The sequence below is a fragment of the Arenimonas caeni genome (genome assembly GCF_003024235.1).
GTDB lineage: Bacteria > Pseudomonadota > Gammaproteobacteria > Xanthomonadales > Xanthomonadaceae > Arenimonas > Arenimonas caeni.
This window is the reverse complement of record NZ_KZ679086.1, coordinates 240,162-252,246: the sequence shown is the minus strand read 5'-3', so window position 1 is coordinate 252,246 and position 12,085 is coordinate 240,162. Positions and strand designations below refer to the sequence as shown.

Annotated in this window: 11 protein-coding genes; 7 read left to right on the top strand and 4 right to left on the bottom strand. The window is 71.5% G+C overall.

Going from position 1 to position 12,085, the window contains the following annotated elements; translation table 11 throughout:
* Window positions 1-18 precede the first annotated feature (18 nt).
* From C6N40_RS05305 to C6N40_RS05290, 4 genes are all read right to left on the bottom strand, one after another.
* On the bottom strand, window positions 19-1,605 hold the full coding sequence (locus C6N40_RS05305; RefSeq protein WP_205208549.1) for an ABC transporter permease: 1,587 nt from the start codon (window positions 1,603-1,605) through the stop codon (window positions 19-21).
* A 4-nt stretch (window positions 1,606-1,609) separates the two neighbouring features.
* Window positions 1,610-2,602, bottom strand: coding sequence for an extracellular solute-binding protein (locus C6N40_RS05300; RefSeq protein WP_106989964.1), 993 nt, complete (start codon window positions 2,600-2,602; stop codon window positions 1,610-1,612).
* A gap of 85 nt (window positions 2,603-2,687) precedes the next feature.
* On the bottom strand, window positions 2,688-3,119 hold the full coding sequence (locus C6N40_RS05295; RefSeq protein WP_106989963.1) for an NfeD family protein: 432 nt from the start codon (window positions 3,117-3,119) through the stop codon (window positions 2,688-2,690).
* A gap of 3 nt (window positions 3,120-3,122) precedes the next feature.
* On the bottom strand, window positions 3,123-4,082 hold the full coding sequence (locus C6N40_RS05290) for an SPFH domain-containing protein (protein ID WP_106989962.1): 960 nt from the start codon (window positions 4,080-4,082) through the stop codon (window positions 3,123-3,125).
* A gap of 144 nt (window positions 4,083-4,226) precedes the next feature.
* On the opposite strand from C6N40_RS05290, the gene C6N40_RS05285 reads away from it, so the two are divergent.
* From C6N40_RS05285 to C6N40_RS05260, 7 genes are all read left to right on the top strand, one after another.
* Entirely contained in the window at window positions 4,227-6,431 is a 2,205-nt protein-coding gene (locus C6N40_RS05285) for a TonB-dependent receptor family protein (protein ID WP_106989961.1), read from the top strand.
* 91 nt (window positions 6,432-6,522) lie between these two features.
* The gene (locus C6N40_RS05280; RefSeq protein ID WP_240183450.1) at window positions 6,523-7,095 is read left to right on the top strand and encodes an RNA polymerase sigma factor; all 573 of its coding nucleotides are present in this window, start codon (window positions 6,523-6,525) and stop codon (window positions 7,093-7,095) included.
* Window positions 7,088-7,645 carry a hypothetical protein gene (locus tag C6N40_RS13970; protein ID WP_162782089.1) on the top strand — a complete coding sequence of 186 codons (558 nt, stop codon included), beginning with the start codon at window positions 7,088-7,090 and terminating at the stop codon, window positions 7,643-7,645. The genes C6N40_RS05280 and C6N40_RS13970 overlap by 8 nt, the downstream gene beginning before the upstream one ends.
* A gap of 22 nt (window positions 7,646-7,667) precedes the next feature.
* Complete coding sequence (locus C6N40_RS05275) at window positions 7,668-8,843, top strand: PDZ domain-containing protein (RefSeq protein ID WP_162782088.1); 1,176 nt, start codon at window positions 7,668-7,670, stop codon at window positions 8,841-8,843.
* Between the two features lie 104 nt (window positions 8,844-8,947).
* Window positions 8,948-9,514, top strand: a complete 567-nt coding sequence (locus tag C6N40_RS05270) for a TMEM165/GDT1 family protein (protein WP_106989958.1) — start codon at window positions 8,948-8,950, stop codon at window positions 9,512-9,514.
* Window positions 9,515-9,590: 76 nt separating this feature from the next.
* Window positions 9,591-10,727: a GGDEF domain-containing protein gene (locus C6N40_RS05265; RefSeq protein ID WP_106989957.1), complete on the top strand. Its 1,137-nt coding sequence runs from the start codon at window positions 9,591-9,593 to the stop codon at window positions 10,725-10,727.
* A gap of 63 nt (window positions 10,728-10,790) precedes the next feature.
* Entirely contained in the window at window positions 10,791-12,083 is a 1,293-nt protein-coding gene (locus C6N40_RS05260) for a NupC/NupG family nucleoside CNT transporter (RefSeq protein WP_106989956.1), read from the top strand.
* Window positions 12,084-12,085 lie beyond the last annotated feature (2 nt).

Here is a 12,085-nt window from a genome sequence, read left to right as displayed (position 1 = left end):
ATTATCGCAAGAAGTTCCTTACTTCTGCTGGCGGACGAGCCACCACACCGGAAGCAGGCCGACCAGGCACAGCCACAGTGCCGGCCAGGCCGCCTCGGCCCACAGGCCCTCGCTGGTGTAGGCGTGGATGCGCACGGCCAGGGTGTCCCAGCCGAAAGGCCGCAGCATCAGGGTCGCCGGCAGTTCCTTGACCACCTCCACGAACACCAGCAGGCCCGCCGCCACCACGCCCGGCCTGAGCAGGGGCAGCGCAACCCGGGTGAAACGCTGCCAGGGCGAGGCGCCGAGCAGGCGCGCCGAATCAAGCAGCGAGGGCCGCAGCGTCTCGAAGGCGGCGTCCACGGACTCGTGCCCGACCCGGAAAAAACGCGCGCACAGCGCCAGCAGCACCGCCAGCAGCGAAGAGCTCAGGGCCAGCGCCGCCAGCCAGGGCGCCGCCCGCTCGGCCGCCACCAGCAGCCACATCGCGCCCACCGCCAGCACCGTGCCCGGCACGGCATAACCGAGGCCGGCGACGAAACCCGCCGCGCGCACGCGGCGGTCGCCGCCGCTGCGCCGGGCCAGCAGCGCGAACAGCAGCGCCAGGCCCAGCACCGCCAGCGCGGCCATGGCGCCGAGCAATGCCGTGTTGAGCGCGGCGTCGCCCACCTCGGGCAGGCTCGCGCGCGCCTGCCAGGACCAGGCCAGCAGCTGCGCCAGCGGCACGCCGAAACCGAGCAGCACCACGAGCGCCGCCGCCAGCGTCACGCTCCAGCCCCGCCAGCCCGCCAGCCGCCGGCGCGGCGGCGGAACCAGTTGCCGGCTGGCGTGGCGCGCGCGCCCGCGGCCGAGGCGCTCGAGCAGCAACACCAGCGCCACCACGCACACCAGCCCGAAGGCGAGCTGCGCGGCGGCGGGCAGCGAATAGAGCCCGAACCAGGCCTTGTAGATGGCGGTACTGAGCGTGTCGACGCCGAGGATGGTGACCGCGCCGAAGTCCGCCAGCGCCTCGAGCAGCACCAGGCCCAGGCCGGCCACCCAGGCCGGCCGCGCCATCGGCAGCGCGGCGCCGAAGAAGGCCGAAAGCGGCCCGCGTCCGAGCGAGCGCGCGGCGTCCATGGCCGCGCTGCCCTGGCGCAGGAAGGCCGCGCGCACGATCAGGAACACATAGGGATAGAGCACCAGCGACAGCACCAGCGATGCACCGGGCACGCTGCGCAGCTCGGGGAACGCCGCCGGCGCCCCGCCCAGCGCGCGCCAGGCCGACTGCAGCGGGCCGGCGTAATCGGCCAGGCCGACGTAGGCGAAGGCGACCACGTAACCCGGCAGCGCCAGCGGCAGCACCAGCAGCCAGTCGAACAGGCGCCGGCCCGGCCACTCGAAGCGCGCACTGGCCCAGGCGAAACCCACGCCCAGCACCAGGGCCAGCAGGCCGACGCCGAGCAGCAGCGCCACGGTGTTGCGCAACGCGAGCGGCAGCACCTGCCCGAACAAGTGCGGCCAGACCTCGGGCTGCGGCTGGCCGAAAGCGCTGGCCAGCCACAGCGCCGGCAGCACCATCGGCGCGGCCAGCGCCCAGGCGAGCCACCGCGGCCAGCGAACCGGATTGGCCGCGAGTTCGCTCACCCGCTCAGCGCCAGCCGGCGCGGTCCATCAGGCGCACGGCCTCGGCCTGGCGCTGGCCGGCGACGGTCACGTTGACCTGGTCGGCCTTGAACGGCCCCCAGGCCGCGACCACCGGATCGAGCGCGGTGCCCTCGCGCGCCGGGATCTCGTAGTTGACGCTGGCGAAGTCGGCCTGCACGCCTTCCGAGGCCAGCCATTCCAGGAAAGCCTGGGCCGCCGCCTTGTTCTTCGAGGCCGCGACCACGCCCGCGCCCGAGACGTTCACGTGCGTACCGGCACCGTCCTGGTCGGCCCAGAACACCTGCACCGGGAAGGACGGATCCTCGGCCTGCAGGCGACCCAGGTAGTAGGTGTTGATGATGCCCACGTCGCACTGGCCGGCGGCGATGGCCCTGGCCAGCTGGGTATCGTCGGCGAAGGGCGCGGTGGCGAGGTTGGCCACCCAGCCGCGCACGATGGCCTCGGTGCGATCGGCGCCCAGGCGCTCGATCATCGTCGCCACCAGCGACTGGTTGTAGACCTTCTTGGACGAGCGCAGGCACAGCCTGCCCTTCCAGCGCGGGTCGGCGAGGTCCTCGTAGCCCGACAGCGACGAGGGCTGCACGCGCGCGGTGGAATACACGAGGGTGCGGGCGCGCTGCGACAGCGCGAACCAGCGCCCCTGCGGGTCGCGCAGGTGGGCCGGGATGGCGGCCTCGAGCGCCGGCGAAGCCAGCGGCGCCAGCAGGCCGCGCTCGGCCGCCTGCCACAGGTTGCCGGCGTCGACCGCCATGAAGACGTCGGCGCGGGTGTTGGCGCCTTCGGCGGCGAGGCGCTCGATCAGCACCGGCGCGCCGTCGGAGAGCACCCGCACCCGGGTGCCGGTCTCGCGCTCGTAGCGCTCGAACAGCGGCTTGACCAGCGGCTCGCGGCGCTCGGTGTAGACGACCAGTTCGGCCGCCTGCAGCGCGGGTGCGAACAGGCTGGCGAGCAGCAGGGCGATCAGCGGGCGGGACATGGCGTGCTCCGGCAGGGGGACTGCCAGATGATAATAGTTCTCACTTGTAAAACAAGCGGCCCGGTGCTTTCCGGGCCGCCGCCATTCAGTCGATGGCGCGCACCTGCAGGGCCATGTTGTGCGCCGACACCACGCGCACGCGGGCGCCGGCGGGCAGGTCCTCGCCCTCCACGGCCCAGAGCGCGTCGCCGACCTTGACCCGGCCGCGGCCGTCGACGATGGCCTGCTCGAGGTGGAACACCTGCCCCACCAGCTGCTCGCTGCGGCGGTTGAGCAGGGGCTGGTCGCTGGGCTTCTCGCGCTTGCGGAAGAAGGCCATGTAGACGCCGATCGAGGCGAAGCTCAGCAGCACGAAGGCCACCGCCTGCCAGACCGGCGCCAGGTCGAACACCAGCAGCAGAACGAACACCGCCGCCGCCGCGAACCCCATCCACAGCAGGAACACGCCCGGCGCCAGCGCCTCGGCGGCGATCAGCGCCAGCGCGAGGCCGGCCCAGACGATCAGTTCGGCGCGCATGGCTCAGCCCCCCACGCGCGGCGGCTGCGGCGCCGGCTTGGCGGCCGCCTTGGCGCCCTGCAGGCCCAGGCTCTCCCTGGCCAGTTCGGCGATGCCGCCCAGCGAGCCGATGATGCCGCTCGACTCCATCGGCATCATCACGAACTTCTGGTTCGGCGCCTGGGCCAGGGCCTTGAAGGCCTCGATGTACTTCTGCGCGACGAAGTAGTTGATGGCCTGCACGTTGCCGGCCGCGATGGCGTCGGAAACCATGCGCGTGGCGTTGGCCTCGGCCTCGGCCAGGCGCTCGCGGGCCTCGGCCTCGCGGAACGCGGCCTCGCGCTGGCCCTCGGCCTCCAGGATCGCTGCCTGCTTCTCGCCCTCGGCGCGCAGGATCTCCGCCGCGCGCAGGCCCTCGGCCTCCAGGATGTTGGCGCGCTTCTCGCGCTCGGCCTTCATCTGACGGGCCATCGCGTCGACCAGGTCGCGCGGCGGCTGGATGTCGCGGATCTCGATGCGGGTGACCTTGATGCCCCAGGGGTTGGTGGCCTGGTCGACCACGCTCAGCAGTTGGGCGTTGATGGTCTCGCGCTGGCTCAGCGACTCGTCCAGGTCCATCGAGCCGATCACGGTGCGGATGTTGGTCTGCACCAGGGCGATGGTGGCGACCTCGAGGTTGGAGACCTCGTAGGCGGCCTTGGCGGCGTCGAGCACCTGGAAGAACACCACGCCGTCGACCTTCACCACCGCGTTGTCCTTGGTGATCACGTCCTGGCTGGGCACGTCGAGCACCTGCTCCATCATGTTGATCTTGCGGCCGACCGCCTGGACCACCGGCACCAGAAGGTGCAGGCCCGGGTCGAGGGTGTGGGTGTACTTGCCGAAGCGTTCGACCGTCCATTCGAAGCCCTGCGGCACCATGCGCACGGCCTTGATGAGCAGGATCACGCCTGCGACGAAGATGATGCCGATCAGGAATTCCATGGATGACGCTCCCCCGTGTGGTCAGCCGGAGTCTAAGGCCAGCCGGGCCGGCACGGGCGCGAATTTTATTGCGAATCATTCTCGTCCTCAGTAAAATCCCGCCGCCCGCCGGCCCCGCCGGCAACCCCTGACAAGAACGAGAACATGTCCACCCTGCTCCGCGCCGCCATCGCCCTGGCCCTGCTGCCCGCCGCCCCGGCCTTCGCCAACACCGCCCCCGAGCCGGTCGAAGCCGAGGAAGCCCTGGTCCGCCTCGACCGCATCAATGTGTTCGGCAGCCGCGAAGAGGTCGAGAAGACCGCCGGCTCGGCGCACTACATCGACAAGAAGACGCTCGAGCGCTTCAACTACCGCGACGTCAACCGGGTGCTGCGCCAGGTTCCGGGCGTCTACATCGTCGAGGAAGAAGGCTTCGGCCTGCGCCCGAACATCGGCATCCGCGGCTCGGGCACCGACCGCAACAACCGCATCACCGTGATGGAGGACGGCGTGCTGATCGCCCCGGCGCCCTACGCCGCGCCGGCCGCCTACTACTTCCCGACCATGGCGCGCATGTCCGGCCTCGAGATCAAGAAGGGCGCGGCCTCGGTGCAGGCCGGCCCGCGCACCACCGGCGGCGCGCTGAACCTGATCTCGACCGCCATCCCGACCGAGACCGCCGGCGAGCTCGACCTGGCCATGGGCGGCCACGGCACGCTCCTGGGCCACGCCTGGGCGGGCACCCAGGGCGAGAACTTCGGTGGCCTGGTCGAGGCCGTCCGCCAGGAGTCCGACGGCTTCAAGCGCGTCGACGGCGGCGGCGACTCGGGCTTCGTGCTCGACGACGCCGTGGCCAAGCTGCGCTGGAACACCAGCCCCTCGGCCTCGCGCTACCAGCAGCTCGACCTGAAGGTCGGCTACAACACCCAGGACAGCGACGAGACCTACCTGGGCCTGACCGAGGCCGACTACGCGGCCGATCCGTTCCGCCGCTACGCCGGCTCGCGGCTCGACAACATCCAGACCCGCCAGAGCCTGGTCGAGCTTCGCCACCTGGTGGAACTGACCGACGGCATCGACCTGACCACCGTTGCCTACCGCACCGAGTTCAGCCGCAACTGGTACAAGCTCAACGATGTCCAGGGCGTGTCGATCTCCTCGATCCTGGACGACCCGGCCACCTACGCCGACCAGTACGCCTGGATCACCGGCGCCAACAGCCCGGCCAACGCCCTGCGCCTGCGCAACAACAAGCGCAGCTACTACGCCCAGGGCATCCAGGGCGTGCTGGGCATCGGCTTCGCCACCGGCGAGGCCAGCCACGACCTGGAGATCGGCCTGCGCGTGCACCGCGACCAGGAAGACCGCTACCAGGACGACGACCGCTACCAGATGGCCGGCGGCGAACTGGTGCTGACCAGCGACGGCGCGCCGGGCACGCAGGAAAACCGCGTCGGCGATGCCGAGGCCGTCTCGCTGTACCTGCAGGACACCATCGAGTGGGGCCGCTGGGTGCTCAGCCCGGGCGTGCGCTACGAGCGCATCGACCTGGCCCGCACCAACTACTCCACCGCGACCGGCCTGCGCGACGTCGTGCTCTCGCGCGACGAGTCCGGGGTCGACGCCCTGATCCCGGGCTTCGGCGCCACCTTCCTGGCCAGCGACGACCTGGTCGTGTTCGCCAGCCTGCACCGCGGCTTCAACCCGCCGGGCCCGGGCTCGAACGCCGACCCGGAAGAAAGCGTCAACCTCGAGTTCGGCCTGCGCTACGGCCGCGACGGCCTCGCCGCCGAGCTGGTCGGCTTCGTCAACGACTACTCCAACCTGGTCGGCACCTGCACGGCCTCGACCGGCGGCAACTGCAACATCGGCGACCAGTACGACGGTGGCGATGCCCGCGTCCAGGGCCTCGAGGCCAGCCTGTCCTACGACTTCGGCGCCGACGGCCCGGTCAGCGTCCCGGTGCGCCTGGGCTACACCTTCACCAATGCCGAGTTCCGCAGCAGCTTCAGCTCGAGCTTCGGCGAGTGGGGCGACGTGGTCTCCGGCGACGAAGTGCCCTACCTGCCCGAGCACCTGCTGCACGCCTCCCTCGGCGCGCAGGGCGAGCACTGGCGCCTGGACCTGGCCGGCAACTACATCGGCGAAATGCGCACCCAGGCCGGCCAGGGCGCCGTCCCGGCCGACGAGCACATCAAGGCCGTGGTGCTCTGGGAGCTGGCCCTCGGCTACCAGGTCAACGCGCAGTTCGAGTTCTACGGCCGCGTCGAGAACCTCTTCGACAAGGACTACGTGACCGCCCGTCGCCCGGCCGGCCTGCGCCCCGGCCTGCCGCGCACCGCGGTGCTGGGCGTGCGCTACACCTTCTGATCCAACGTCCAGGGATGGGCCTGGAGGGCCGGGGGAAACCCCGGCCCTTCTTCTGTGCGACGCTTTCGGCCCCCGGCGCATCCAAGGGGATGTGAGCCTGTCCTCTTCCTTCGCCATCGACGTACCCGAGGCCCTGTTGCGCCGCGCCCAGCGCGGCGAGGCCAGCGCCTTCGAACAGATCTACCGGCGCTTCGAGCGGCCGGTGTTCACGCTGGCGCTGCGCCTCACCGGGCAGCGCGAAGAGGCGCAGGACGTGCTGCAGGACACCATGATGCGGCTGTTCGACCGCATCGGCGATTTCCGCGGCGAGTCGCCCTTCTGGGGCTGGCTGCGGCAGATCGCCGTGAACGAATCGCTGATGCGCCTGCGCAGGCGCGCCCGCCAGGGCCTGGCCGAAGAGGCCGACGACGAGGCGCTTGAAAGCCAGGACCTGCTGTTGCCGCCCGCGGCCGCCGACGCCGCCCTGCTCGGCCAAGCCCTGCAGCGCCTGCCCGACGCCACCCGCAGCGTGATCTGGCTCTACCACGCCGAGGGTTACACCCACGACGAGATCGCCGGCCTGATGGGAAAGACGGCCAGCTTCTCCAAGTCGCAGCTCGCCCGCGGCACCCGCCGCCTGCGCGAACTGCTGCGCATCGAAACGGAGGTCCATCCCCATGCCTGACGACATCCGCCAGCCCGAACGCGAGCTGACGGTGGCCGAGGCCCTGTCGAGGCTGCCGCTGGAGGCCCCGGACCGCAGCGCCTGGCCGCTGCTGGCCGAACGCATCCACGCCACGTCCGACCGGCCACGTGGCCCGCGCTGGCCGTTCGCGATCGCCGCCGCGGCCGCCGCCGTGCTGGCCCTGGCGCTGGTGCTGCCGCTGCGCTCCGGCGCACCCGGCGAGCCGGCAACGGTCCTGCCGCTGCAGCCCGACGCCGCCGGGCTGCAGGCGCTGATGGACGAGTCGGCCAAGCTCGAGTCGCTGCTGGCCTCGCTCTCGCGCAGCGAAACCGGTTCGGCCAATGCCCTGCTGCTGGGCCTGGCCTTCGAGGACAGGCTGCGCGAACTCGACGCCGCGCTGGCCGAACCCGATCTTCCCGCTGGCCGGCAGGCGTTGCTGTGGCAGGCCCGCGTGGGCTTGCTGCGCGACTACGCCGGCCTGCGCGGCACCGAACAGTGGGTCGCCGTACAGGGCGGCCAACTCGATGGCGCCCTGGTCGCCACCTACTGACCTTTCCCACCGAGGAACGACGATGAAACTCCGCTTGGTCTCCCTGATGGTCGCGGCGGCGCTTGCCGCCAACGTACATGCCCGGCAGCCTGCGCCGGCGCCCACCGATCCCGCGCAGCGTGCGGAACTCGAACGCGCCCGCAGCGAGCTCGCCGAAGCCGCCCGCCGCGTGGCCGAACTCAGCCGGGCCTACGAGGGCGAGCAGCAGCGATACGTGGTCGAGGCCCTGCGCACCGAAACCCGCCGCGCCCGGCTGGGCGTGGTGCTGGCGGCGCAGGCCGAAGGCGAAGGCGTGCGCATCGCCGCCGTCACGCCGGGCGGCCCGGCCCAGAAGGCCGGCCTGCGCAGCGGCGACGTGATGACCAGCCTCGACGGCCAGCGCCTGGCCGGACGCGGTGAAGCCGCCGTCGACGAGGCGCGCGAACGCCTCGCCAGGCTGGAGAAATCGCAGGAGGTCGTGGTGGGCTACCGGCGCGGTGGCAAGCCCGGCCAGGCCACCGTGCTCGCCGGCGACGCCAGCCGGGTGATGGTGTTCTCGTCGGATGGCGGCGGCGACTTCCAGTTCGAGATGGCCGACATCGCCGGACGCGTCGCCGAGGCGCGCGCGCTCACCCGCGAGGGCGCGATGCCGCTGATCCACCCCGGCATCGAGATGGAGATCGCGCGCATCGCCGCCGCGCCCTGCCCGCCCGGCGAAGACTGCCCGCTGCCGGTGCTCAGCCAGGCCTTCCGCTGGAGCGGCCTGAACCTGGCCGAGGTGGACGCCAAGCTCGGCCGCTATTTCGGCACCGACCGCGGCGTGCTGGTGCTCGGCACCGGCCAGGGCCTCGAGGCGCTCGAGCCCGGCGACGTGATCCAGCGCATCGACGGCAAGCCGGTGGCGACGCCGCGCGAAGCGATGGTCGCGCTGCGTGGACAGGACGCCGGCGACAAGGTGTCGATCGAACTGCTGCGCGACCGCAAGTCGCGCACCGTGCAGGCCACCGTGCCCGAGCCGCCGGACTTCCGCTGGTTCGCGCCGCCGGCGCCGCCCGCACCACCGGCCCCGCCTGCACGACCCGCACGGCCGTCATCGCCCAGTGCCCCGACACCGCCCGCGCCGCCCGCCCCGCCGCCGCCGCCCGCGGACGCCGACGGGGTGGCCATCCATGGCGGCGTCGTCGCCCGCATCGCACGCGAGGCACCGCAGGTCGACTGAGCCGGGCATGGCGGGCAGTGCGTTCGGCTACAATCGCTTCCGCTTTGCCCGATGTCGCGGGCAAGCCCGCCCCTCTCCCGGGGTTCCGGCCCCGGAGTGATCGCATGGACGCCCTGTTCGTTTCCACCCTCGCCGTCGCCATCGCCGAAATCGGCGACAAGACCCAGTTGCTCGCACTCGTGCTCGCGGCCCGCTACCGCAAGCCCTGGCCGATCATCGCCGGCATCCTGGTGGCCACCCTGCTCAACCACGCGCTGGCCGGCTGGCTGGGTTCGCTGGTGTCGGGCTGGGTCAATCCGGAGGTGCTGCGCTGGGGCGTGGTCGTTTCCTTCCTCGCCGTCGCCGCCTGGGCCCTGGTGCCCGACAAGCTCGACGAGGACGAGGCCAAGGCGCCGCGCTTCGGCCCCTTCCTGGCCACGCTGGTGGCGTTCTTCATCGTCGAGATCGGCGACAAGACCCAGGTCGCCACCGTCGTGCTGGCCGCGCAGTACGAGCCGCTCTGGCAGGTGGTCGCCGGCACCACGCTGGGCATGGCCGTGGCCAACGTGCCGGTGGTGCTGCTGGGCGCGGCTTTCGCCGCGAAGCTGCCGCTCAAGGCCGCGCGTTACGCGGCGGCGGCGCTGTTCGCAGGCCTCGGCCTGTGGGTGGCGGTGATGGGCCTGCCCGCCTGAGCGAAGCACTTGCCTGACAGGGCCGCGCGCGGCCCTGTATGCTTGCGCGCACAATCCACAGGCCACGACCCCCGGCGTGAGTACCCTGCGCGAGACCCTCGACGACCTTGCGGCCGCCCTGCGCGAACCGCCGGATGACCTTCTGCTGGAAATCGGCGCCGGCGGCGAACTGCTCGTCGCCCGCCTGCGCGTGCTCGCCTCGGTGCTGCTGCTCCTGCTGCCGGGCCTCAACCTCCTGGGCGGCGGCAGCTGGCCGGATACGCTGGCCGGGCTGGTGGGCGCCGCCGGCGTACTGCTCTTCAGCCTGGCCTGGCTGAAGCTGGTGCTGGGCAAGCGGCGCCCTGGCTGGCTGCCGATGGCCTCGTCCTGCTTCGACGTCACGCTCGTCACCGCGGTGCTGGCCCTGCTGGGCGTGCTGAGCACGCCGGTGGCGACGCTCAACAGCACCGTGGTCTGGTCGTGCTACCTGCTGGCCATCTTCGCCACCGCGCTGCGCCAGGACCTGCGGGTGACGCTGGCCGCCGGTGCGCTGGCGGTGCTGCAGTCAGCCCTGCTCTGGCTGGCGGTGGCGCAGCTGGCCGTTGGCCCGCTGGTGAGCGCCGAGTACGGCACGGCGACGTCCGCCACCCAGCTCCAGCGACTGGTGCTGCTGGTGGTGGTGACCCTGGTGACCGCCGTCATCGTCTTCCGCGCCCGTCGCCTAACCCAGTGGTCGAGCACCGACGGCCTGACCGGCCTGCACAACCGCAGCTACCTCAACGTGCAGGTGCCGGCGAAGGTGGAGCAGGCCCGCCGCGACGGCCAGACCCTGAGCCTGGCCCTGGTCGACCTAGACCACTTCCGCCACATCAACGCCGAGCTCGGCCACCTGGCCGGCGACCGCGCCCTGCGCCACGCGGTGGCCGTGCTGCGCCGCGAGCTGGGCCGCGAGGAGCCGATGATCCGGGTCGGCGGCGAGGAGTTCGTGCTGGTGCTGCCGCTGCCGATCGGTGCCGCCTGGGAGCGCATGGAGGCCCTGCGGCGCCGGCTCGAGGAAGCCCACTTCGTGCCCGAGCCCGACGTGGAGCCGCGCAGGCTCACGCTCAGCGCCGGCCTGGCCAGCTGCCCGCAGGACGCCAACGACCTTTCGGGCCTCATGAAACGCGCCGATCTGCGCCTGCGGGCGGCCAAGGCCGGGGGCCGCAACCGGGTGGTGGCCCGGGACGGCGAATAGGGCTTCCTTGCCCGCGCCCGGGGCGTGAACTACGCTGCCGCATCCTCCTGCGGTCCCAACTCCATGGTCTCGAGCATCTTTTTCGGCCTGTTCGGCCTCGCCGTCCTGATCGGCATCGCCTGGCTCTTCTCCAACAACAAAAAGGCCGTGGACTGGCGGCTGGTGCTCACCGGCATCACCCTCCAGATCGGCTTCGCCGCGCTGGTGCTGCTGGTGCCGGGCGGTCGCGAAGTGTTCGACCTGCTCGGCCACGGCTTCGTGAAGATCCTCGAGTTCGTCTCGGCCGGCTCGACCTTCATCTTCGGCGACCTGATGGATACGTCGAAGTTCGGCTTCATCTTCGCCTTCCAGGTGCTGCCGACCATCATCTTCTTCGCCTCGCTGATGGGCGTCATGTACCACTTGGGCGTGATGCAGGCGATCGTGCGCGCCATGGCCTGGGCCATCACCAAGGTGATGAAGGTCTCCGGCGCCGAGACCACCAGCGTCTGCGCCAGCGTCTTCATCGGCCAGACCGAGGCGCCGCTGACGGTGCGCCCCTACATCCCGCGCATGACCGAGTCCGAGCTGATCACCATGATGATCGGCGGCATGGCCCACATCGCCGGCGGCGTGCTCGCGGCCTACGTCGGCATGCTCGGCGGCGGCGACCCGGAGCAGGCGCAGTACTACGCCAAGCACCTGCTGGCGGCTTCGATCATGGCCGCGCCGGCCACCCTGGTGATCGCCAAGCTGCTGATCCCGGAGACCAGCAATCCGCTCACCCGCGGCACGGTGAAGATGGAGGTCGAGAAGACCACCTCGAACGTGATCGACGCCGCCGCCGCCGGCGCCGCCGACGGCCTGCGCCTGGCCCTGAACATCGGCGCGATGCTGCTGGCCTTCATCGCCCTGATCGCGCTGATCAACGCCCCGCTGACCTGGGTGGGCGAGATCACCGGCGCCGCCGAGGCGCTGGGCAAGCCCACCGACCTGTCGACGATCTTCGGCTACCTGCTCGCGCCGATCGCCTGGGTGATCGGCGTGCCCTGGCAGGACGCCACCACCGTCGGCTCGCTGATTGGCCAGAAGGTCGTGATCAACGAATTCGTGGCTTACCTGCAGCTGGCCGACATCGTCAACGGCCGCGTCGAGGGCGTGGAGCTCACCGAGAAGGGCCGGCTGATCGCCACCTACGCGCTGTGCGGTTTCGCCAACTTCAGCTCCATCGCCATCCAGATCGGCGGCATCGGCGGCCTGGCCCCGGAGCGGCGCCAGGACCTGGCCAAGTTCGGCCTGCGCGCCGTGCTGGGCGGCACCCTGGCCACCTTCATGACCGCCACCATCGCCGGCGTGCTGACCTCGCTGGGTGCCTGATC

Bases quoted from the DNA above. Each gene is read 5' to 3' on its own strand.
- C6N40_RS05300 (WP_106989964.1), bottom strand. From the start codon at position 2,602: ATGTCCCGCCCGCTGATCGCCCTGCTGCTCGCCAGCCTGTTCGCACCC.
- C6N40_RS05295 (WP_106989963.1), bottom strand. From the start codon at position 3,119: ATGCGCGCCGAACTGATCGTCTGGGCCGGCCTCGCGCTGGCGCTGATC.
- C6N40_RS05290 (WP_106989962.1), bottom strand. From the start codon at position 4,082: ATGGAATTCCTGATCGGCATCATCTTCGTCGCAGGCGTGATCCTGCTC.
- C6N40_RS05285 (WP_106989961.1), top strand. From the start codon at position 4,227: ATGTCCACCCTGCTCCGCGCCGCCATCGCCCTGGCCCTGCTGCCCGCC.
- C6N40_RS13970 (WP_162782089.1), top strand. From the start codon at position 7,088: ATGCCTGACGACATCCGCCAGCCCGAACGCGAGCTGACGGTGGCCGAG.
- C6N40_RS05275 (WP_162782088.1), top strand. From the start codon at position 7,668: ATGAAACTCCGCTTGGTCTCCCTGATGGTCGCGGCGGCGCTTGCCGCC.
- C6N40_RS05270 (WP_106989958.1), top strand. From the start codon at position 8,948: ATGGACGCCCTGTTCGTTTCCACCCTCGCCGTCGCCATCGCCGAAATC.
- C6N40_RS05260 (WP_106989956.1), top strand. From the start codon at position 10,791: ATGGTCTCGAGCATCTTTTTCGGCCTGTTCGGCCTCGCCGTCCTGATC.